At 68.2% G+C, this 21,871-nt stretch carries 19 protein-coding genes, 1 pseudogene and 1 CRISPR repeat array; of the genes and pseudogenes, 10 read left to right on the plus strand and 10 right to left on the minus strand.

Annotation, left to right across the window (positions count from 1 at the left end; all coding sequences use genetic code 11):
* Nucleotides 1–172: 172 nt before the first annotated feature.
* On the minus strand, nucleotides 173–1,531 hold the full coding sequence (locus tag ACFQVD_RS21530) for an MFS transporter (protein ID WP_386271875.1): 1,359 nt from the start codon (nucleotides 1,529–1,531) through the stop codon (nucleotides 173–175).
* A gap of 15 nt (nucleotides 1,532–1,546) precedes the next feature.
* On the opposite strand from ACFQVD_RS21530, the gene ACFQVD_RS21535 reads away from it, so the two are divergent.
* Nucleotides 1,547–2,641 carry a LacI family DNA-binding transcriptional regulator gene (locus tag ACFQVD_RS21535; protein ID WP_343965527.1) on the plus strand — a complete coding sequence of 365 codons (1,095 nt, stop codon included), beginning with the start codon at nucleotides 1,547–1,549 and terminating at the stop codon, nucleotides 2,639–2,641.
* On the opposite strand, the gene ACFQVD_RS21540 is transcribed toward ACFQVD_RS21535, so the two are convergent.
* Nucleotides 2,613–3,755, minus strand: a complete 1,143-nt coding sequence (locus tag ACFQVD_RS21540) for an acyltransferase family protein (protein ID WP_343965525.1) — start codon at nucleotides 3,753–3,755, stop codon at nucleotides 2,613–2,615. The genes ACFQVD_RS21535 and ACFQVD_RS21540 overlap by 29 nt on opposite strands.
* Nucleotides 3,756–4,381: 626 nt before the next feature.
* Here ACFQVD_RS21540 and ACFQVD_RS21545 point away from each other — a divergent pair.
* Nucleotides 4,382–5,104 carry a MerR family transcriptional regulator gene (locus ACFQVD_RS21545; protein WP_343965522.1) on the plus strand — a complete coding sequence of 241 codons (723 nt, stop codon included), beginning with the start codon at nucleotides 4,382–4,384 and terminating at the stop codon, nucleotides 5,102–5,104.
* Here the strand turns inward: ACFQVD_RS21545 and ACFQVD_RS21550 are convergent.
* Both ACFQVD_RS21550 and ACFQVD_RS21555 read right to left on the minus strand, forming a co-directional pair.
* A pseudogene (locus ACFQVD_RS21550) lies at nucleotides 5,095–5,242 on the minus strand (IS256 family transposase); the annotation flags it as partial. The gene ACFQVD_RS21545 and the pseudogene ACFQVD_RS21550 overlap by 10 nt on opposite strands.
* Nucleotides 5,243–5,406: 164 nt before the next feature.
* The gene (locus tag ACFQVD_RS21555) at nucleotides 5,407–6,111 is read right to left on the minus strand and encodes a CPBP family intramembrane glutamic endopeptidase (protein ID WP_343965520.1); all 705 of its coding nucleotides are present in this window, start codon (nucleotides 6,109–6,111) and stop codon (nucleotides 5,407–5,409) included.
* Here ACFQVD_RS21555 and ACFQVD_RS21560 point away from each other — a divergent pair.
* From ACFQVD_RS21560 to ACFQVD_RS21580, 5 genes are all read left to right on the plus strand, one after another.
* Nucleotides 6,110–6,508 (plus strand): transposase, encoded by a 399-nt coding sequence (locus ACFQVD_RS21560; RefSeq protein ID WP_386271878.1) that lies wholly within the window; start codon nucleotides 6,110–6,112, stop codon nucleotides 6,506–6,508. The genes ACFQVD_RS21555 and ACFQVD_RS21560 overlap by 2 nt on opposite strands.
* Before the next feature lie 805 nt (nucleotides 6,509–7,313).
* Nucleotides 7,314–8,480 carry a type I-G CRISPR-associated RAMP protein Csb1/Cas7g gene (gene cas7g / locus ACFQVD_RS21565; protein WP_343965515.1) on the plus strand — a complete coding sequence of 389 codons (1,167 nt, stop codon included), beginning with the start codon at nucleotides 7,314–7,316 and terminating at the stop codon, nucleotides 8,478–8,480.
* Between the two features lie 6 nt (nucleotides 8,481–8,486).
* On the plus strand, nucleotides 8,487–9,869 hold the full coding sequence (gene csb2 / locus ACFQVD_RS21570) for a type I-G CRISPR-associated protein Csb2 (RefSeq protein ID WP_343965513.1): 1,383 nt from the start codon (nucleotides 8,487–8,489) through the stop codon (nucleotides 9,867–9,869).
* 39 nt (nucleotides 9,870–9,908) lie between these two features.
* Nucleotides 9,909–12,761, plus strand: coding sequence for a type I-G CRISPR-associated helicase/endonuclease Cas3g (gene cas3g / locus ACFQVD_RS21575; RefSeq protein ID WP_343965511.1), 2,853 nt, complete (start codon nucleotides 9,909–9,911; stop codon nucleotides 12,759–12,761).
* 70 nt (nucleotides 12,762–12,831) lie between these two features.
* On the plus strand, nucleotides 12,832–13,764 hold the full coding sequence (locus tag ACFQVD_RS21580; RefSeq protein ID WP_343965509.1) for a type I-G CRISPR-associated protein, Cas3-extension family: 933 nt from the start codon (nucleotides 12,832–12,834) through the stop codon (nucleotides 13,762–13,764).
* Nucleotides 13,765–13,991: 227 nt separating this feature from the next.
* Nucleotides 13,992–14,971: a CRISPR direct-repeat array (repeat unit 36 nt; unit sequence GTTCCACTCCGGTCTCAGGACCGGTCTCATTGCGGG).
* Between the two features lie 371 nt (nucleotides 14,972–15,342).
* On the opposite strand, the gene ACFQVD_RS21585 is transcribed toward ACFQVD_RS21580, so the two are convergent.
* The 3 genes from ACFQVD_RS21585 to ACFQVD_RS21595 all read right to left on the minus strand — a co-directional run bounded on the left by ACFQVD_RS21585 (nucleotide 15,343) and on the right by ACFQVD_RS21595 (nucleotide 17,127).
* Complete coding sequence (locus ACFQVD_RS21585) at nucleotides 15,343–15,648, minus strand: DUF397 domain-containing protein (protein WP_343965507.1); 306 nt, start codon at nucleotides 15,646–15,648, stop codon at nucleotides 15,343–15,345.
* A 319-nt stretch (nucleotides 15,649–15,967) separates the two neighbouring features.
* Complete coding sequence (locus tag ACFQVD_RS21590) at nucleotides 15,968–16,273, minus strand: DUF397 domain-containing protein (RefSeq protein ID WP_343965505.1); 306 nt, start codon at nucleotides 16,271–16,273, stop codon at nucleotides 15,968–15,970.
* A 23-nt stretch (nucleotides 16,274–16,296) separates the two neighbouring features.
* A complete protein-coding gene (locus ACFQVD_RS21595) occupies nucleotides 16,297–17,127 on the minus strand; it encodes a helix-turn-helix domain-containing protein (RefSeq protein ID WP_343965503.1) in 831 nt (276 codons plus the stop codon).
* A 549-nt stretch (nucleotides 17,128–17,676) separates the two neighbouring features.
* Here ACFQVD_RS21595 and ACFQVD_RS21600 point away from each other — a divergent pair.
* Nucleotides 17,677–18,087 carry an ATP-binding protein gene (locus ACFQVD_RS21600; protein ID WP_343965501.1) on the plus strand — a complete coding sequence of 137 codons (411 nt, stop codon included), beginning with the start codon at nucleotides 17,677–17,679 and terminating at the stop codon, nucleotides 18,085–18,087.
* A 4-nt stretch (nucleotides 18,088–18,091) separates the two neighbouring features.
* Complete coding sequence (locus ACFQVD_RS21605; protein ID WP_386271883.1) at nucleotides 18,092–18,385, plus strand: hypothetical protein; 294 nt, start codon at nucleotides 18,092–18,094, stop codon at nucleotides 18,383–18,385.
* A gap of 725 nt (nucleotides 18,386–19,110) precedes the next feature.
* On the opposite strand, the gene ACFQVD_RS21615 is transcribed toward ACFQVD_RS21605, so the two are convergent.
* Complete coding sequence (locus tag ACFQVD_RS21615) at nucleotides 19,111–19,473, minus strand: hypothetical protein (protein WP_343965497.1); 363 nt, start codon at nucleotides 19,471–19,473, stop codon at nucleotides 19,111–19,113.
* Between the two features lie 101 nt (nucleotides 19,474–19,574).
* On the opposite strand from ACFQVD_RS21615, the gene sigJ reads away from it, so the two are divergent.
* The gene (gene sigJ, locus ACFQVD_RS21620; RefSeq protein ID WP_343965495.1) at nucleotides 19,575–20,495 is read left to right on the plus strand and encodes an RNA polymerase sigma factor SigJ; all 921 of its coding nucleotides are present in this window, start codon (nucleotides 19,575–19,577) and stop codon (nucleotides 20,493–20,495) included.
* On the opposite strand, the gene ACFQVD_RS21625 is transcribed toward sigJ, so the two are convergent.
* A complete protein-coding gene (locus ACFQVD_RS21625) occupies nucleotides 20,496–21,116 on the minus strand; it encodes a hypothetical protein (RefSeq protein WP_343965493.1) in 621 nt (206 codons plus the stop codon).
* Nucleotides 21,117–21,118: 2 nt separating this feature from the next.
* A complete protein-coding gene (locus ACFQVD_RS21630; protein WP_343965491.1) occupies nucleotides 21,119–21,682 on the minus strand; it encodes an RNA polymerase sigma factor in 564 nt (187 codons plus the stop codon).
* Nucleotides 21,683–21,871: the final 189 nt, after the last annotated feature.

Genomic DNA, 21,871 nt, shown 5'->3' on the forward strand with positions numbered 1-21,871 from the left:
ACCACCAAGTTAGGAGGACGGGAACGACAGGGAATCTGACACGCTTAAGTACTTTCGCGCACGCCTTCAGTAGTCCGCCCGGTGAACGCCGGGAAGCGAACGATCTCCTTCGACCAGGCGAGACGACCGGCACTGCGAGCCATCCGGGAAGGTCGGCCTGATGGCCGGGTTGTCATGAGGTGCGGCCGGAGGCCTGCTTCGCAGGGGAGAGGTCTCCGGGGTCCCACCAGGAGCCGGTGCGGGCGGCCGCTCGCAGGGCGGGCCAGGACAGGGCCGCGAGGGCGGCGGCCAGGGCGGCGACGGCCACCATCGCACCTGACAGGCCGGTGGCCTCGGCCCAGCGCCCGACGTAGCCGGGGCCGGCGAGGAAGCCGAGGTAGGCCACGGTGGACACCACGGATGTCGCCCTCCCTCTGGCGGCCTCGCCGACCTGGGCGGCGACGACGCCCATCAGCATGGGGAAGAGCACCGCCGTACCGGCGGCGGCCAGGGCCAGCCCGAGCAGGACCACCGGGACTGACCTCGCGCCGGACACCAGCAGGGTCCCGGCCGCGGCCGTCGCGGCGCCGGAGACGAGCACGGTCGTGGCGTGCCGGGAACCGAGCGCGCCGGCGGCGAAGCGGGTGAGGGCGACGACGGCGGCGAAGACCGCCGGACCGGCCGAGGCGAGCGCGGGACCGGCGTCGGCCACATCCGCCAGGTAGACCGCGCCCCAGCTCTGGTGGGCGTTCTCCACCGCGAAGGCCAGCGCGCCCAGGGCGCCGACCACGAGCAGCGGGAACAGCCGCACCCCTCTCCCACCTGATCGGCTCACCGCGTCCCCGTGCCGCTCGCCGTCCTGCACCTCCGCCCGGCCACTGCCCTTTCTCTCACCTGCCCGGCTCACCGCGTACTCCGGCCGCTCGCCGCCCCGGACGGCCCCCGCCGCGACCGGGGCGACCCGCGCGTCGGCGACGACACCGAGCGCCGCGCCGGTCGCGGCGACCGCGACCAGCAGGAACGGTACGACGACCGGCGCTCCCAGGGCGCCGAGCAGCCCGGCGGAGAGGCTGCCGACCACCACCAGGGCGGAGAAGGTGCCGTGCGCGCGGGTGATGACCGGCCTGCCGGAGGCCCGTTCCGCCGAGCCCGCCGCGGAGTTGATCGCGACGTCCGCCGCGCCCGAGGAGGCGCCGAGCAGGGCCAGCCCCGCCGACAGGCTCCAGAAGTCGCGTCCGGCCACGGCCACCAGCGTCCCCGCCGCGCCGAGCGTCACCAGCAGCAGCGCGGCGACCCGGAGCCCCCAGCGGTCGACCGCCCTGCCGGTGACGAGCATCGCGGGCAGCGCCCCCGCCCCGATGAACAGCAGCGCCGTACCGAGTTCCCCGTCCCCGAGCTCCGCCTGGGCACGGATAGCGGGCACCGAGGCACCCCACACTCCCCAGAAAGCACCGAAAGCGGCAAAGCCCGCATAGGCCGTACGCGGCCGGGCGCCGCCCCTCTCCACTGACACGTGTGTAACGATACACAAACCTCTTGTGTATCGATACACAGATATCCTCGGCCCATGAGCGGACGGACGGCACGACGCCGGGTGACCATGGCGGAGGTCGCCCGCGCGGCAGGAGTGTCCGTGATGACCGTCTCGTACGCCTACGGCCGGCCAGGACGGGTCTCCGACGAGGCGCGGGCCAGGGTCCGCGAGGCCGCCGAACGCCTCGGTTATCCGGGCCCGCACCCCGGCGCGCGGTCACTGCGCCGAGGCCGCACCGGCAACCTGGGCGTCGTCCTCGGCGAGCACCTCACCTACGCCTTCGACGACCCGCAGGCGACCCGCTTCCTGTCCGGCGTCGCCCAGGTCTGCGCCGACCACGGCATGGCCCTGACGCTCGTCCCGGTCACCGGAGCCCCCTCCGACGTCGACCGGGTCACCGAGGCGGCCGTCGACGCCTTCGTGGTCTGGACGACCGCCGACGACGACCCCGTCATCGACGCCATCGTCGCCACCGGCCTGCCCGCCGTGATCCACGGCGGCCCGCTCCGCGAGGGCCTGTCCTTCGTGGCCGCCGACGACCGCGCCGCCGCCACGGCGGTGGGCCGCGAGGTCTTCGCGGGGGCACGACGTCCGGGAGTGCTGAGCTTCCCCCTCGACCGCGGCCGGATCTCCCAGATCGCCTTCGGCACCCAGGGCTCCCCAGAAGCCGCCCCGGACGGCGCGTCCCCTGGAGTCGACCCCGACGCCTCGACCTTCCGGGTCACCCGGCAGCGGCTGCGCGGCTACCGCGACGCCTGGGCCTCCACCGGCGGCGACTGGTCACAGGTCCTGGTCGCCGTCTGCTCCACCAACAGCGCGCACGAGGCCGAAGCCCTCGCGGCCGAACTGCTCACCGGCCCGTACGCCTGCGACGCGATCGCCGCGATGAGCGACGAGCTGGCCCTCGGCGCGCTGCGCACCGCCGCCCGGCTGGGCCTGAGCGTCCCCGGCGACCTCACCCTCAGCGGCTGGGACGACTCCGACGCGGCCACCCCCGCCGGGCTCACCACGATCGCCCAGTCCCTCCGCGACCAGGGCGCCCACTGCGCCCGCACCGCCCTTGGCCACCCCGCCGGCACTGACGTCTCCTGGCACCTGATCAGCCGCGCCTCCACCCGGCGGCCCTGAGATCCGGCCGAACCGCCAGGGTGAGAAGCCGTTTCAGCAGGGGCGCCAGCGGGCGTTCGACCAGGATGTGGATGACGTAGGCCGCCAGGCACATCAGCGCCACCATGCCGACCAGCAGCACGTACCGCTGCACGATCCCGCCGAGCCGGTCGAAGACGATGAAGCCGACGTGCGCGTGGATCAGGTACAGCGGGTAGGTCAGGGCTCCGGCGACGGCGAACCAGGGGCGGCCGAGCCGCCGGGTGACGCGGAGCGAGACGAGGAACAGCACAATGAAGATCGCGACGATGACGGCGACGACGACGGAGCTCTCGATCTCGGTGCGGTAGCGGGTGCCCACCTTGCCGGCGAACTCGATACCCCGGTAGACGGCGTTGCCGAAAGAGATCAGTACGATCGCGGCGAGCTGCGCCGACAGGCCGAACCGGTAGACCAGGCACAGGGCCATGCCCGCGATGAAGTAGTGCGAGAACTGCGACTGCACCACCAGGTCGGCCACCGAATGGGCCGGGGCGGGAAGCACCCCGCTCTGCAGCAGGAAGGTCAGCGCCAACCAGCCCCACAGCATCCCGACGACCCGGCTTCGGGTGATGCCGATCCAGGCGAGCACGAAGACGAGCGCGTAGAACCTGATCTCGGCCCACAGCGTCCAGTAGACGACGTCGATGTTGGGAATGTCGGGCAACGAATTGAACATCGTCAGATTGGCCAGATACTGCACGAGCGTGACGGGGTACCTGCCCATGCTCAGCGTGACGGAGACCAGCGCGGTAATCGTCACCGCGACCCAGAAGGCCGGATAGAGACGGACGATCCGGGACACCAGAAAGGCCCCCGGACGACGGTTCCAGGCACTGAGCAGCACGACGAAACCACTGATCAAGAAGAACATGTCAACGCCCAGGTAACCGAACCTGGCGAGCTCACTCCCCGCCGGAAAACCGATCCGGATCGCACCGCCCGCGTACCCGGAGAAGACGTAGTGGTATATCGCCACGGAGACGGCCGCGGCGATCCGGAGTGCGTCGATTTCGTAGAGCCGGTCGCGATTCGGGACACGGTTCCGCCCGACCCCTGAAACCAGGCCGGGAGACCTGTCGCTCTCCGCGACCATACTCCGAGAGGGGGAAGGATTCACTTGACCTCGGCCATCAAACGCTAGCTCTTCGTACGGACAGGCGAAGGGCAGCCTCAGCGCCGATATCCCTCGGACGGTCCACCCCTGCTCATCGATACCGGTTGGACACTTTGCCATATCAGCCAGGGATGCGCCGATAAACAGCAGATTCCGTTGATGCAGCTGCCATTCAGAGCAACCGTCGAATCAGCATCCGGCCCCGAATATCGACGAACCGTTCGAGATCTTTGACGACCCCTCTCCGACCTATCGGACAAATCAGATCATAAAGATTACCGAACCCGAATATTGTTCTCAGAATCTCCGCCGGTCATACTTCCCATAATTAAAAGTGAAAGATCTTACATAATTGCCCGCCGACACAATCGACGCGGGTCACACACCAGCCGAAGCCGAGCGGATCGCCGCCACAGTTCCCGCATGGAAGGCGGCCCCAGCCGAATGGATCCGGCCGAGCGTGGGCATCCGTGTCTTCGACGAGCATGATGATGGTCGTCTGCTCTCACAACGAGGATCGAGGGCCCGGCGGTCGAGCGTGTCCCTGGGCATGGGCTGTGCTCGATCCAGGACGATCCGGCGCGACATTAGAGGAGGACCCGGGCATGGCCTGGAGCACGCGACAGCTCGCCGACCTCGCCGGCACCACCATCAAGACGGTGCGGCACTACCACCAAATGGGGCTGCTCGAGTTGCCCGGCCGAGCGCCCAACGGGTACAAGCAATACCGGACGACGCACCTCGTCCGGCTGCTTCAGATCAAGCGGCTGACCGAGCTCGGCCTGTCGCTCGCCCAGATCCGGGCGATGGGGAGTGCGGACGAGGAGCCCGACGAAGCCATCCGCGTGCTCGATGCCGAGCTGGCATGCACGATCGAGCGCCTGCAACGGATTCGCGTGGAGCTGGCTGTCATCCTCAAGTACCGGGCCCCCTTGGACACCCCACTGCCGTTCGGTCCGGTCGCCGAAGGATTGTCGGAGCGGGACCGGGCCTTGCTGACCGTGTTCTCGGGGGTGCTCAAGGACAGCGCTCTCGACGACCTCCGTCAGCTCATGACAGAGGCCACCGAGGGCGAGGCCGACGAAGAGTTCTACTACCTCCCAGAAGACGCCGACGAGGCGACGATCGAGACCATCGCGCGCCATCTGGCCGAGTCGATCCAGCGGAGCCAGGCCCGGTTCCCCTGGATGGCGGATCCCGGCTCCGCAGCGACGCGCGGCCCGGGGTTCGCCGAGGCCGCGATCGCGGCCGCTTTCGCCGAGCTGTTCAACGCCGCCCAACTGAAGGTGCTCGCTCGCGCCCAGGCGCTGGCAGGCGAGGCGAGTTGATCGAGGGCTCGTATCCAGCTGGTGGTGACGGCGCTTCGACGAGCCGGCCGGAGGCATTGCGCTTCTCGGCTGGCAAGCCCGCGCTCTTTCTCACGATCGCGGGCACGTTTGTCCTCCGATGTTGCAGATCGCCAACCACGGCGTACCTCTCGCGGAGCGGAAAGGCCAGCGCCTCCTGTTTGGTCCCAGAGCATCCACGCGCACCAGGTCCACGTACAACCACGCAGCGGTAAGAGGCGATCGCCCCCGCCCTCGCGGCAATCATGCGTGAGTCTCGATCGCGGGGAAGCTCGTCGAGTAGCTCAGTAGCCGATGCCGTGGTACAGCAAGCCCACACTGTTGTAGACGACGTGGACGACCACGGCCGGCCAGATCGAGCCGGAGAATCGGAGCAGCAGCCCGGTGCTGAGCCCGACAACGAACGCGATCGGCATGACACTGTTGATGCCGTGCGCGACGGCGAAGACCGCCGCGCTCACGATCACGCCGATCCAGGTGCCCCAGCGGAACAGGAAGCTCGCGAACACACCGCGGAACAGGACCTCCTCACCGATGGGCGTCAGCAGGCCGCCGAGCACGATCGTCACCACGAGGGAGAGCACGCCCGAGCGCGCAGCGTCGCGATAGCCCTGCTGGACGCTCTCCGACCCGGGGAAGAACGGGTCGAAGAGCGCCGAGATCGGCCAGCTGAGCGCGAAGCACGCGAGGGCGATCGCGATGGCCGCGAGCAGCCAACCGGGATGCACGCGCCGCATCCCGAAGGGGCGGACGTCGCGGATGCGGATGAGCACGGCGACGACGAACGCTCCGAGCGGCGCGAGGCCCGAGACGAGGAAGTTCGCCTGGCCAGGCGAGACCGGGGAGCCGGCCGGCAGCAGGTAGGCGATCGTCGACCCGACTGCGTACAGGATCACGGCCGCGAGCACAGCGACGCCGAGCTCGGGCCAGCCGGGCCGGACGGGCGTGCGGCGGCTCTGGTTCATGGGAACTTCATCCACAGTGTTCATGGCAGCGAGTCTCATCCGTGCCCTAAGGACATGGTCAACTGACGACCCCCATCATGGAAGTGAAGCGCCATCAGCGGCAGGACATCGGCGAGTCGTCGGCCTGCCCGACGGGCACAGCAACCCGACGTTTCGGACCAAGCCGCAGCCGGCGACACCGCTGATTGAGCAAGCGCGGGCGGCCGGCGTGTCGTTTCGGGCCGTGGTCGCCGACTGCTTCTACGGCGACCACGCGGCCTTCACCGGCGAGCTGTGGGCCGCCGGGCTGCCGTTCGTGCCGGCGCTCAAACCAAGCCAGGGCTCGTGGGCCCCGGTCCAGGCGGTGCACACCCCCGTCGAGGCCGCCCGGGAGCCGGCCTGGGGTGGCCCCATGCACTGCGGGCCGTCCGGTCCTGGCTGACTCCCGCGATCGCGCTCGCGCGCTGGTGGCGGTCCTGGTCACGAGCGGTCCCGCCCGCTGAACTACAGCAACTGCTCGACGCGGTCGGTGCAGGTCATGGCCTGCACCTCTATCTCCCACCTTGATCCAACGAACTACCGACTAGCCCCTCCGCGACCAGGGCACCCGCACCTCTCCTCCTCCGACCGGGACACCGACATCGCCTGGCACCTGATCAGCCGCTCATCGACCCAGCGATCTTGAAAGAAACCACTTCTCTTCTTAATCAACTCCCGGGCCATGGCTTCTCTGTCTGTATGGTTCGCAGGCGACATGGACCTCCGTATGATTCTCTTGATTTTCGCACTTAACTCTTATCTGCCCGATACCCTCCATCCGCAGAGGTGCCCAACCATTTCCGAGGATGGAGTGTCGCCATGGGCGAACATGCCATTGAATCCCAGAAGAGCAAGATCAAAATTCTTGCACTGCCGGCAGTCGTCGTACTGGTTGCTTCAGTTGCGATCTGGCGGCACCGCCGCCCCAGCAAGCCGATACAGGTCTCGGTCCACGTCTAGAGGCTGACCGTCTCCGCCTCCTGCACCAACATCGCTCCACTTATGGGCGATATCTCCGTGATAACTAGATTCTTCTAGTCTCGCGGTCTCATTGCGGTTCTGTATGCGTTGTCCGTAGTCGTCCGCAGGATGCTTCCGCGGCTTTCATAGCCGGCGGTATCGCAGGCGGGCCTGATTCTGTCGGTCCCGCCTGCCACTCTCTCTCCAATCAATTTCTCGCTGTTAGGCAACACAAGGAGGTGTTCGCGGTGGGCACGAGTCTTTCGGCGCGGCTTTTGGGCGCGCTCGGCGATGACAGGAAGCACACGGCGCTGGTGGTGCAGGCCAGGTATCAGCCGGTCGGCGGTGAGGGCAACATCGTGATGCCCCCTACCTTCCCCGTCGACAAGAACGAGAAGAACCTGACCAAGAAGTACATCGTCGCCGATCGCCTGGTCGACGGCGAGCGAGTGCAGACCGTGACGATCGACCAGGAGCAGTCCCAGTCGAACCGGCTGGAAGAGGCCCTACGCGACGCCCGCGACGCGGGCCGTCTCACCCTGCCGATGTTCGAGCTACGGACGAAGACGTCCCGGGGCGAGATACGGCTGACCTCGCTCGACTTCCCGCACCGCTACGCCGACGCCTACCTACGCGACAGCACGATCGCAGGCGTCCGCTTCGACCAGAGCCCGATCGGCGAGCGGCTCCGCGCCGTCAGCGTGACCGACATCCGGCCGCTGTACGAGCGGGAGCCCCTCTCCCTGGTGCTCGGCGCCTGGGACTCGCACCGCAAGGGCCGCTGGCCCAAGTTCGCCCGGCTTTACACCGCGACCATGTACGGCGTGGCCCCCCACTTCGGCGCGCGACGTGGCGGACGGCTCGACCCGCAAAACCTCACCGGCTCGGTCGACGACAAGACCAAGGCGGAGACCCAGTGGAACTTCGTCGCCGAGGGCGAGAAGAAGAAGGGCGGCAAGCTCAGCGAGATCGGACACGGCAACATCGCCCCCAACCCCGTCCCCGGCGGCGCCACCGTCAGGGAGATCCGCCGGATGGCGAGCATCTCCTTCGCGGGCCTTGAGCGCCTGCGCTTCGGAGACGCCCCGGTCGAAGCCGTCACGGCCGGCCGCGCCACGCTCGCCGCCCTCGCCCTGGTCGGCGACCGGCTGGCGTTCGGGCGCCCCTCCGTCTGGCTGCGCTCGGGCTGCGACCTGGCGAAGGCGTCCGAGACGGTCGGCCTGGAGCTTCCCGGCGGGAGCGTGGACGAGATCGACGTGTCGGTACGGGAGGCGCTGGACGCCTACCACGAGCTGCGCGACGAGGCGGCCCGGCTGGGTGTGCCGATGGCCGACGACGTCATCGAGGTCACCCCGATCCCCTCGCTCCAGCAGGCGATCGAGTTCGCCTTCGCCCACTCCGTCGACGAGGAGTAGGCAGCGGTGGCGCTCACTCTCACGGTGCGGCTGCGCCATGGCCGCTACGACGCGGGGGACATGCGGCCCAGCCAGGCCGAATGGCCTCCTCACCCCGCCCGGCTGTTCTGCGCCCTGGCCGCCTCGGCGGTGGAGACGGACGACTGGGACGCCCTGCGCTGGTTGGAACGTGCCGGAACCCCGACGGTGCGCGCGGCCATGGACGACGTACGGCCGGGCCGGACCGACTCCTACGTGGTGACGAACCAGACGGAGCAGAAACCCGGCAGCCAGTCCTGGCCGGGCCGCACGAACGGGGCGCGCAGCCGCGCCTTCGTCACCCCGGCCTGCGACCGGTTCGCCGTGGTGTGGCCGGGCGCCGACCCCGACCCCGAAGTGCTGGCCAGGCTCGGCGCGCTGGCCCGGCGGGTGCCGTACGTCGGCCGCTCGACCAGCCAGGCCGAGGTGAGCGTGACCGGCTCCCTGCCCGAGGACGAACCGGCCTGGTCGGAGCTGGCTCCGGTCCCGCTCGGCACCCCCGGCGCGATCGAGTTGCGCGTGCCCTACGCCGGATACACGGACGCGCTCCAGGACGCCTACGACCGTGGCGGGAGGGCGTGGGAGGCCGCGCGGGCGCTGCCGTACTCACCGGTCGTGGCGACGCCGGAACCCGTCCCAACCCACCTGTCCCCGTGGGACGACCTCATCATCTGGGGATTCGAGCGACCCAGCGCCCGCATCAACGGCGACCAGATGGCCCGGCTCACGCTCGCCCTGCGCAAAGCCGTCATCTCCCGGGTCACCGACCCGGTTCCCGCCCAGGTGAGCGGGCACGGGGCAGACGACAGGACGCACGTCGCCTTCCTCGCGCTTCCCGACGTCGACCAGCCGCACTCCGACGGCCACCTGCTGGGGGTGGCACTGGCGCTGCCTCGCCACATGCCCGCCGAGGACTGGACCTTGCTGGCCAAGGCCGTCATGGCCGATCCGCTGACCAGGCTCACCCCCTGGTCCGGCGAGCCGGTGCGGCTCGGCCAGGGCCAGAACCTGCGTACCCTGCGGCGCGGCCGATGGACCGGCCACCGGGCGGGGACCCGCACCTGGGTCACCGCCACCCCGATGATGACCGACAGCTTCGCCCGTCCCGGCCGCTCGTACGAGCAGATGGTCGCCAAGTCGCTGCGTAGGGCCGGTTTCCCGGACGTCACCGAGGTCGAGGTCTCGACGGCCCCGCTGACCGGCGGCGCGATCTGGCGGCCTCGCCCCGGCTCCCTCCCGCCCAACCGGCCGAAGAAACCCATCGTGCACGCCCGGGTCACCTTCGACCGGCCGGTCGTGGGACCGGTGATCGCGGGCTCCATGCGCTACCTCGGCCTCGGCCTCTTCGTCCCCGAGGGAGTCCCCGGATGAACGACCTCACCGACCGGCCTCATCCCAAGGGAGCTCAGCATGAGTGACCTCGCCGTCACAGACTTTCCCGCCTTCTACCGGGAGATCCACGGGTACGAGCCCTTCCCCTGGCAGATCGCGCTGCTCGACCGGGTGATCCAGGAGGGGTGGCCGGAGCTGATCGACGTTCCCACCGGCCTGGGGAAGACCTCCGTGATCGACGTCGCCGTCTTCGCGGCGGCCCTCGGCAGGGCTGAGGCACGAGCCGGAGTCCCCAGGCGGATCTTCTTCGTGGTCGACCGCCGGCTGATCGTCGACGAGGCGTACCGGCACGCCGAGAAGATCGCCGAAGCCCTGCGCACCCCCGGAGACGACAGCCGCGCGGCCAGGGTCGCCGCCGCTCTCCGGGTGGACGGCGACACCGCCGGCAGACCGGTGGAGGTCACCCGGATGCGCGGCGGGGTCAACTGGTCATGGCGGTGGATCGAGCGGCCCGACCGGCACGCCATCGTCGTCGGAACCGTCGACCAGGTGGGCAGCCGGTTCTTCTTCCGCGGCTACGGCGTCGGAAAGCACCTGCGCCCGATCGACGCGGCCCTGGCGGGTACCGACAGCCTGATCGTGGTGGACGAGGCCCACCTCTCCGAGGCGTTCCTGGCCAGTGTGCGTGGGGCTGCCACCTGCGACGAGACACCGGCTCCGATCCGGCCGACCGTGGTGAGCATGTCCGCCAGCCCCGAGTCCGGCACCGCCGACGTGCACCGCATCACCAACGCGGACGAGAAGCACCCCGAGGCGTCCAGGAGGCTGAAAGCGGCCAAAGAACTCCATCTGGTGGACGTGCCGACCACCAAGGCCAACACGGCGAAGACGATGTCCGGCGCCCTCGCCCACTGGGCGTGGGAGCTCCAGCGAGAACATCCGGTCGTCGGGGTCGTCGTCAACACCGTGGCGCGGGCACGGGCCGTGTTCGAGCTCCTCCGCGCCGACTCCGCGAGCCGCTGCGTGCTGCTGACCGGCAAGATTCGCCCGACAGACCGCGACTATCTGCTGGCCGAACACTACGAGCGGATCAGGGCGGGCCGGGATCGCACGTCCGCCGAGCCGATGTTCGTGGTGGCGACCCAGACAATCGAGGTCGGCGCGAACATCGACCTGGACGCGCTGGTGACCGAGTCCTCCTCGCTGCCCGCGCTCATCCAGCGCCTCGGCCGGCTGAACCGCCTCGGCGACCAGCGGACCACGGCCCCGGCGGTCGTGCTGCACGGCTCGGCGGACTCGGACGGCGTCTACGACACGGCACGCCCGGCGACCTGGGCCTGGCTGTGCGAACGCATCACCCCACTCCCCCACACGCCGAAGGTTCGGCTCCCGGCGGAGCCAGGCATGGACGCCTCCCCCTCGGCACTACGCGCACTGGTCCGCGCCCTGCCCCCCGGCCAGTGGGCCACGCTCCGCGAACCCCGCCCCTACATCCCCTCTCTGGGCCGAGCCCACCTGGACGTATGGGCGCGCACCTCACCGATCCCGCTGAACGACATCCCCATCCCGCCCTACCTGCACGGCCTCAACCGGGGAACGCCACAGGTGACGGTCCTCTGGCGCGACCTCCCCGACGACGACACGCTGTGGCCCGACCTCCTCGGCCTGATGCCACCGACCTCCGCCGAGAGCATCGAACTCCCCCTCCGCGCCGTCCAACGCTGGCTCAACGGCGAGACGGGCGGCGACGACATCAGCGACCTGGAGGCCGAGCACCTCCCGGACATCCCCGTACCACCCGGCGGCAGGACCGTGCTCCGCTACCGCTCACGGGACAACTCCGAGGTGATCACGGCCGACCGGATCCACCCTTCCGACACCATCGTCGTTCCCGCCTCCCACGGAGGCTGCGACCGGTACGGCTGGCATCCCGGCAGCCGCGAGCCCACCATCGACATCGCCGACCTCGCGCAGTCCGCCGTCCGGAGAGGGGCGACGATCCGCGTCGGCCCGACCCTGGCCCGTGCCGTGGAGACCTACGCCCCCAGCCTTGCCCCCGAGGTCGCGGCCTGGGTCGAGCGCCTGAACACCGACTACCGGGACGATCCCTCCCCGGGACAGATCAGGTCGCTCCGCTCCGCGCTGGGCGACCCCGCACCGGGCCGCGACGAGCTGCCGCATCTGGCGGTGCTCAGACGGCTCACCGACAGCTCCCGGGCCCGGCTGATCGAGCACCTCGATACCGGAACCCTGCTGCTCTCGTCCGGCACCGCCGCCTTCCGCGAGGACAGCACCGCCGCGGGCTCCTCCATCTCCACCGCGAAACTCTCCCTGGCCGTCCACCAGCGGGAGGTGGCGGAGAAGGCCGAGGAGTTCGCCCGCAACCTGGGCATGGAGCCGGATGTCGTCCGGGCCATCGGACTGGCCGCCCTCTGGCACGACGAGGGCAAACGCGACCCGCGCTTCCAGGTCATGTTGTGCGGCGGCGACCGCTGGGCGGCTGCGGCCAACGACGAACCGCTCGCCAAGTCGGGCATGAACCCCGGTGACCGCGCCGCCTTCCGGCAGGCCCGGCGTCGAGCGTCCTACCCGGCGGAAATGCGGCACGAGGCGCTCTCTACCCAGATCGCGACGGTCCTCCTCGTCGAGGTGCCCGACGTCGACCACGACCTGGTCCTGCACCTCATCGCCAGCCACCACGGACGGAGCCGCCCGCTACTCCCCCCGGTCATCGACCCCGACCCGACCACCAAAATCGAGCGGGACGGCGTGCAGATCGAGGTCGACACCGCCCAGTCGGTCGACTGGACGTCACCCGCCCGGTTCGAACGACTCAACCGACGCTACGGCCGCTGGGGACTCGCCCGCCTGGAGGCCGTTGTCCGGCTCGCCGACATCTGGTGCTCGGCCCGGAGCGAGGAGCGCGCATGACCACCTGCAGCAGCGAGCCACCGGCCCGGCTCACCGACACCTGGCGGTCAGCCTGGAACGAGGAACGGCCATGACCACCTTCAGCACCGAGCTACCTGCCCTCGACGGCCGGACCCCCCTCGGGTTCCTCGCCGCCCTCGGCCTGCTCCGCGTCTGCGCCGACGTCTGCCGTGTGCCGACGGCGCTCTCCTTCTCTGACTCCACCGCCTGCGCGATCCTGCACAGCCCGTACGAGACGGCCGAGGAGATAGCGGACGCCCTGCGCGATGTCATCGAGTCGATTCCCGAGTCCGCCGTCCTCCCCGATGGCGGAGCCGGTTTTCCCCCGCCGTCGGGCTCGGGGAAGGACCCGCTACGCCGATCCCGAGAGGAGTTCCACCAACTGGTGGCGAACTACACCGAGGCAGCGGAGACCTGGTTGCCCTCCCTGGTCACCGACCTCGCCTTGGACCAGCAGGGACGCTGCGCCATCACGCCGTTCACCGCCCCCAGCGGTCAGCAGAAGCTACGGACCTTTTTCGAGAAATCATTGGCGATGGTCCGGGGCAGGCCGGAGCGGCTCCTGGAGGCTCTGGTCGGCTGGCGACGTGTCGAAGGGTTCACCGGCGAATACCTCGATCACCGGGTGCTGCGCAGCAGCAGCGACGACACCGAAGGCCGTAGCCGGGAGAGCGGCGTCCCCGGGGCCACCTGGCTGGCCACCATGGCGCTGCCCCTCCTCCGCATCACCGGCGACGGCCAGCGCGTCCGCACCACCCTCTGGCACCGGAGACGCTCCGGCCCCGTCATGCTGTGGCCCCTCTGGCGCCCCGCCCTCGACGTCCCCGCAGTGAGGTGTCTCCTAGAGCATCCCGTCTTCGCCCCGGTTGACCACGTCCCCACCGTAAGCTCCACCCACTGGCCGGCCCTCGGGGTCATCAATGTCTACGGCGCGGAAAGACAACGCATCCCCGGCCGCACCTTCGACGGCGTCCTGGCCCCTCTCCCCGTGAAGGTCACCTAGCCCCTACCATCCGTACGGCCCGCCACTTGAAAAACACAACAGCGCCCGCCCTCTCCCCGCCGGGGTGCCTTGCCCCCATCCGTCCGCCCCGGGACGCGGTTAGGAACCCCAAGCATGCCCACTTTTCCCGGGGGGTTCCGAAGTCCAAACAAACACTCCAGACCCCAAAACAGACTTTTCTCCAACTCAACCCAGTCACCCTGTGTGATACGACCAGCTCGCGAACCGTTCCACTCCGGTCTCAGGACCGGTCTCATTGCGGGTACCGCAACCTGCGGCGGATCAAGCTCAACCGGCGGTTCCACTCCGGTCTCAGGACCGGTCTCATTGCGGGAGACGCTCCGCGACTTCGGCCGGGGCCTGGGCGGTCGTTCCACTCCGGTCTCAGGACCGGTCTCATTGCGGGGCCAGCAGCGGCGGCGGCACCCCGGCCTGGGCCCGGCGTTCCACTCCGGTCTCAGGACCGGTCTCATTGCGGGTGGGCATGAGGAACGAGATCAACCTCCGCGAGGCCCGTTCCACTCCGGTCTCAGGACCGGTCTCATTGCGGGCTGGCACAGGGTCACCTGGGAGCGCAGGCGCTGAAGGGGTTCCACTCCGGTCTCAGGACCGGTCTCATTGCGGGGTGAGGATCATGTATGTGTGCTTCGGCGTCGAGGCCAGTTCCACTCCGGTCTCAGGACCGGTCTCATTGCGGGCACAGCACGCTCGCCCACTCCCGGGGCCAGTCTCTGGGTTCCACTCCGGTCTCAGGACCGGTCTCATTGCGGGTTGGCCTTGGGCGACTCGGCGGACAGCACCCGCTGCTCGTTCCACTCCGGTCTCAGGACCGGTCTCATTGCGGGTGGTTGCATCTACGCGGCCCGGTCCTGCTCACCGGGTTCCACTCCGGTCTCAGGACCGGTCTCATTGCGGGCTGGAGAGGCCCGACTGGACCGACACCATCGTGTCCAGTTCCACTCCGGTCTCAGGACCGGTCTCATTGCGGGTCCACGGTCGCCCGCTACGCATACATGGACGCCAAGTTCCACTCCGGTCTCAAGACCGGTCTCATTGCGGGCGCTCTTGCGGGGTCGGCATGCGTGAGGTGACGTGGGCGGTTCCACTCCGGTCTCAGGACTGGTCTCATTGCGGGGTGTTGCACGTCGCGCGTGGTGTGGCTGATGCCGCAGTTCCACTCCGGTCTCAGGACCGGTCTCATTGCGGGCCGAGGTTGACCTGGCGGTCCAGCGAGGCGTCCAGCTCGTTCCACTCCGGTCTCATTGTGGGTCCACATCAGGCAAACGGGAAGCCGGGCGGGGAACCGCTTCACTCCGGCCTCAGGGCCGGTCTCATTGCGGGGAACCTGGCGATGTTGTCGTCTCCACAGACACCGGCCACGCTTCACTCCGGCCCCAAGGCCGGTCTCATTGCGGGGAGCCCAACGCGCCCGAGCTGTGGCAGAAGGTGCGCTTCACTCCGGCCTCAGGACCGGTCTCATTACAGGATCTTCGGACTCAAGAGCGACGAGTTCAACCTGAGTTCCACCCCGGCGCCAGGGCTGGCCTCATTGCGCAAGAGAAGTGACCACTCAAGTTGTCAAGGCAGGTCCGTGACGTGGTCGCCCTTGATTCTTGCCAGAAAAGCGTTCCACTCGGTGAGGGTGAAGGTCAACACCGAGCCGCCTGGGTCCTTAGAGTCGCGGACCAGAATGATGTTTTCGGCATCGACTCTACGACTGGGAGGGCCCTGGGTGTTGTTAGCAAGCGCGGCTTCGACGCAGTTCTGGCCATTGCCACCGAGGGAACTCTTCCGCCAAACCCCGACTTCGACGCATTGGCCGCCGTTGGCGTTACTCTGGCCGGACTTACGCCAGACCACTTGGGATAGATCGATCATGGACATACTTCTCCATCCACTTGCATTTCCCGTATAGCCTGCGCGGTCAAGCTACGACCCTAATCTGATCTGAGGGCCTGGCACACAGATGATCGACAAATAGGATCTATACGCTCACTTCTCATGGATCCTAAAAATAGGCAGTTTCCCGCTAATGCTAAACGCACAAAAATCCCAGCGGAAGACATCAATCCCTGAAGTTGACTAATGTTCCATCCCGGTCTCATCGCGGGTCCTGAGACCGGGATGGAACACCGCGCCTTGATCGGCAAGCTTCACGCTGCTTTCCAGACTGGTCCGATTCTGTGCGAACAGCTCCAAGCTGTCAGGACAGATCCGTGAAGACTCCGTCCTTGATGTTCGTGACGAAAGCGTCCCATACGGAAGGGGTAAGAGTTAGCACTGGGCCGTTGGGGTCCTTGGAGTCGCGGACTAGGAAAACACGCTCGGTACCTGCCATACGTTCGACCTTGGATTGGGGGTTGCCGACGAGCATGACTTCCACACAGCTACCGCCGTTTCCTCCACTTAGGGTGCTCTTACTCCAGACACCGACCTCGACACAATCCTGACCGGCGCCGCTGAGCGAACTCTTGCGCCACGTGATGCGGAATGAATCCAGAGTGGACATCTGCGAACCTCCTCCTCTATCGATCATTCAAACCCAGCGACCATCTTCGCGATGAGACACCGGGAATCATCCGGATCTATCGCTTTGGCGCGAAGATGATCAAATGCCACTGTATAACGGTAAACCTCCGCCTCCCGTTCTACATAGAGACTGTCCGTTAGATTTTCCAAGAACACCACATCCGGATCGCTGGCTTCGGGAAACTCCATGATCTGAAACGCGCCACTGGTACCTGAGTGCGCTCCGGCCGCGAACGGCAGGACCTGGATCGTGACGTTGGGCAGATCTGCCAGTTCAAGAAGCCGTTTGAGCTGTGCTCGCATCACCCCAGGTCCGCCGATGCTGCGGTGGACGGCGGCTTCGTCGAGGATCGCCCAGAGTCGAAGAGGTTCGGCCTGGGTGAGAAGCGATTGCCTGGCCATACGGACTTCAATGCGCCGTTCGACTTCGCCAGGGGGCGCGAGGATCAAACCGGCACGGATGACGGCCCGGGCATAGTCCTCGGTCTGGACAAGGCCGGGAAGCAACACTGTGCCAAAGCTGCGCATCGAAGTTGTCTCGGCTTCGAGGCTGATATAGGAGGTGTAGTCGCTGGATAGATCGCTGTATGCCTGCCACCACCCCCGCTTACGCGCGTCGCGGGCGAGCTTGAGCAGCTCTTCACGCCTGGAGCCATCTACCCGATAGAGATCAAGGAGGCTCACGACGTCCTTGGGCACGACGCCTACTCGGGAGGTCTCGATCCGCGAGATCTTGGTGGCAGACCAGCCAATTTGCTCGCCGACCTCCTCCATGGTCAGTTGAGCGCGTTCGCGCAGACGACGCAGTTCTGCGGCCAAGCGACGCCTGCGCACGGTGGGACTCCCTGTTTGCCGCATGTTCAGCCTCCCTTGAGTTGAGCCCACAGTAGCGACTCACTGACACAGAGTTCCGGCGCTTCCAAGAAAGCGAATTTGCTCATTTGGCAGCGCGCTCATCGTCATCGATGCATGCTCTATGTGCGCGAGCCATAACCCTCCGCACACGACGACGGCTACGGCAAGCGCTCATCCACGAAGGGCGGACGATCAGATGAGGGTGCGTGAACCTCAAGAGTGGGCTGGGTGGCTCGTGGAGCTGGCCTGGGAGTTGAGTGAGCTGGGGGTCGACTCCGTGGTCCGGTTCCCGACCGGCCGGCCGCCGAGCATGGAGATCCTTCTGGCGCCGGGGCGGCACGGGTCCACGGCCGGGCGGAGGGGCCGCGCTCCGGTCTTCGCCTGGAGCCGGGGTCGGGATCGAGACCGGAAACGGGGCCAGAGCAGGTGCCGGAGCCGGGGTCAAGGCCAGAAGCGGAACGGGAGTCGGAACGTTCGGAGCAGGGCACAGGCTCGGGAGCGGCTCGGACGGATCGTACGGGAGGCGCGATGAGCACGCTCGGGCTGCTCGGGCAGGTCGAGCTGCCCGCGCAGGTCGCCTCCGTCCCTCAGGCTCGCAGCTACGTCCGTGACCTGCTCGACGGTGTGGGTCACCCGCGCGCCGACGACGCGCTGCTCCTGCTCACCGAGCTGGTCACCAACTCGGTGCGTCACTCCGACTCGGGCCGTACCCCCGACGGCCGGATCACCGTCGCCATAGCTCATCACAATGGAACGCTCCATATCGACGTCATCGACGCCGGATCCAGCACCGGACAGCGACCCCGGGTCTGCCCGGACACCGACCCCGACAGCAGCGGTGGACGCGGCCTCTGGCTGGTCCAGCAGCTGTCCTCGGACTGGGGCTGGTACGAGACCTCGGCCGGACGGGTCGTATGGTGCCAGCTCGGCGGACGGTGACCCCATGGTCCGCTGGGACTGCCCGCCCCGCTGCCTGAGCCCGCACGTCCTCCCCACCCGATCTCACTACGAGACACTCACCTGGCACCTCCCAAACGGGGATGAAAAGGCACGGGTGCTCAAATGGACCTGCGACTGCGGCCCGACCCTCTACGAGCTGTGCCAGGTGGGCGAGCTGAGGCTCATTCGCCGTACCGAACGCGTGCCAGGCGAACCCGCCATCGACGAGAGTGATCGGTGGCAGGCCCCCGAGGCGGACGCGATGTGGATCGCGCTGTTGCACGGACTCGTGCGATAGCGACGGAGGTGGTCTGCGCGCCACCTCACCCGCGATGCCCGGCCCCACTCCCGTAGGAGAGACATCATGAAGCTTCACCTACTGGTCGGCCTTAGGGCCATCAACGTCTGACAACGCATCCCCGGCCACACCTTCGACGGCGCCCTGGCCCCTCTCCCCCTGAAGATCCTCTAGCCTCTACCATCCGTACGACCCGCCACTTGAAAAACACAACAGCGCCCCCCTCTCCCCGCCGGGGTGTCTTACCTCCGTCCTTCCGCTCCCGGCCGCGGTTAGGAACCCCAAGCATGCCCACTTTCCCCGGGGGTTCCGAAGTCCAAACAAACATTCCAGGCCATAAAACGGACATATCTTCAGCTTGACTCAGTCACTCTGGGCGATAAGACCCGCTCACGAACCGCTCCACTCCGGTCTCAAGACCGGTCTCATTGCGGCACCGGCCTGCGCGACAAGGCCGCGGCCGCCCAGGACGAGCTCCACTCCGGTCTCAAGACCGGTCTCATTGCGGCTCCAGGTACTTCGCCCCACCCTTCTTCGGGTGGTCGCTCCACTCCGGTCTCAAGACCGGTCTCATTGCGGCCATTATGGTGCGCGACGGCTATGGTGATCCGACCGTCCGGGGCTCTACTCCGGTCCCAGGACCGGTCTCATTGCGGGGGCAACTGAGGTGCCCAGCAGATTCCGGACAGGCCCCAGCTGATCCCTGTATGCCCCCGTATCGGACTTCAGCGTCGCGCCAGCGCCAGCACGCTCAGTCCGAACATCAGGACGCCCAGGGGGAGATGGACCAACGGTATGTGCGCGATGCCGAGCACGACCTGGACCGAGGCGAGGACAAGGAAGCCGGACGCGTGCCAGACGGGCCGGAGGGAGCCGCCGCCCGGCTTCCACGCCAGCACCGCCGCGAGCACGTACAGCATCGACGCCCCGTACATCACGCGGGCTCCGACACTGTGCAGCGTCTCTCCGTAGGGCGAGGTCAGCAGCAGTCCGGCGGAGACCGCCTGCAGGAAGATGGTCAGGGTCTGCAGGGTGATCGCGATCTGCAGAAACGAGAAGCGGCGCTGTGCCGTCGCCTGGGTCGCCATGCCACGGTCCCCTTTTCCGCCCGGGGGCAGTAGGTCGATAAGGTCTCACCGGTCCGACGACGCGGGCCTGCGAAAGGTAAGGCGAGGAGGCGGCCGGGAGCATGGGGACGGCTGGGACGAGCGCCGACGAGATGGCCGGTGAGCGACGCCAACTGATCAATGTCGCCTACCGGTTGCTCGGTTCACTGGCCGAGTCCGAGGACGCCGTACAGGAGGCCTACGCGCGCTGGTACGCGCTGCCACGAAGTCGGCAGGACGAGATCGTCTCCCCCGGCGCCTGGCTGACGACGGTGACCGGCCGCATCTGCCTGGACGTGCTCGGCTCGGCGCGGGCCCGGCGTGAACGCTATGTCGGCGCGTGGTTGCCCGATCCGCTGCCCGACCGCGCCGAGTGGGACCGCGGCCATGGCACCGATCCCGCCGACCAAATGGTCCTGGACGAATCGGTGAACATGGCCTTCCTCGTCGTCCTGGAGTCGATGACACCCGCCGAGCGGGTGGCGTTCGTCCTGCACGACGTCTTCCGGTACCCCTTCGCCGAGATCGCCGGCATCCTCGGCCGGACCCCTGCGGCCTGCAAGCAGCTCGCGGCCTCCGCCCGGCGGCGGGTGCGCGTCGCGCGAGCTCCGGTGACGGCGGCCGGGCAGGCCGACGCGGTGCGGCATGTCAAGAAGGCATGGGAGACCAGGGACATCGCGGCCCTTGTCGACCTCCTCGCCCCGGCCGCCGTGATGACCGCCGACGGCGGCGGCATGGTCGATACCGTCCTGCGTCCGATCGAAGGCGGTGCGCGTATCGCCCGGTACATGGTCGCCATCGCCGACAGGGCTCCGGGGTTCGAACTCCTGGAGCGGTCGGTCAACGGTGTGCCGGGCCTGGTGGCCCAGCGTGCCGGCGTCGTCATGACCGTGGCCTCGTTCGATGTCGCCGACGGCCGCGTCACCCGGATCTGGGCGGTCCGCAATCCGGAAAAGCTGCGCCCGTGGGTGCGGGACGGCGGACTTGTCCGGCCGGTCGCGTGACTAGCCGGCGTCCTCGATGGGTGTGCACGGCCTCACGGATGTGCCCGCCTGGGCCAGCCAGGCGCCGAGTCGCCAGGACGCCTCCGCGCCCTCGTTCTCCTCGCGGAACTCCAGCACGAGCGTCTCGCCGGGATCGATGTACTCCGGGAAGATCTGGATCTCACGTACGGAGATCGGCCGGGTGACCTTGGGCGAGCGCCACTCGTTCATGAGCGAACGCAACTCGTCCGGATCGGTGACGGGCTGCCCGTTGTAGGCCGCGTCCACGCTGCTGAACCGGCCGTCCGCGCACCGCGTGTTCGGGGCCAGAAACGCCACGTCGGCCTTGATCCCGGCCTCGCCCAGCTTGGCCTGTAGTCCCGTGGGGTCGCGCAGTTCGTTGACGGTCATCGTGATCGTGCCGTCGGGGCTCCTGGTCACCGCGTACGCGGGGGTCCCGGTTCCGGCGATCAGCGGTGTGCCGGCGGTCACCGCCGCGACACCGGCCGCCACCAGCAGCCGGGGAGCGGTGACGACGCGCCGCCGGGTGTGCGTCCCGTTCAGTAGCCGCCGCCTCGCTCCCGCGAGATCCTCCGGGGTGGCCGGTGGAACGGTCGCCCACATGGTCTTCAGTTCGTCCATCGTCATTCTCCTTGTTCCAGGGCTTGGCGGATCTGGGTACGGGCCCGGTTGAGCCGCGAGGCGACGGTGCCCAGGGGGACGGCCAGCGCGTCGGCGACCTCCTGGTAGCTCAGTTCGGCCCAGGCGACGAGCAGCAGCACGTCGCGATCGGCCCGTTTGAGCCCCAGCAGGGCCCGCGCCAGCGGCCGGTTGACGGCCAGGGTGTTGACCCCGTCCTCGACCTGCGAGCTCGGTGTCTCCGCCGGATGCACGCCGCTGCGGATGTACGCCTGGTAGAGGCTCCTCTCGGTGCGCCGCCGTTTGCCGATCACGTTGGAGGCGATGCCGTACAGCCACGGGCGGGCGTCGGGGCGGCCCCGGTCATAATCGCCCCGGCGCTGGAAGGCGGCCAGAAAGGTGTCGGCCACGACGTCCTCCGCCTCGCCGGGGCCCAGTCGCCTGGTCACGTAACGGTGCAGCAGCGGCGCATGCCGGTCGAACAGGACGGCGAAGCTCTCCGGCTCGTTCAGCGACCTCTCGATGAGGGTCGCGTCATCGCTCTCGACGACTTCGCGGGTGATTGTCATGCATATTGGCCTTTCCTGGCGTATGCGGTCACCTGTACTTACCGCGCCAGGCCGAAAAGCTTCATGCGCCATTCGACAGTCCGGCTGGTGACCCCGCACGACCACGTCCTACGCCCGGTCCGCGCACGCTCGTCGACGGCATGCCGGACCCGGCTGGACCTCCCCGAACCGCCGCTGGAGGTGTTCGGC

It is taken from the genome of Streptosporangium amethystogenes subsp. fukuiense, from assembly GCF_042665875.1.
Classification (GTDB): Bacteria; Actinomycetota; Actinomycetes; order Streptosporangiales; family Streptosporangiaceae; genus Streptosporangium; species Streptosporangium fukuiense.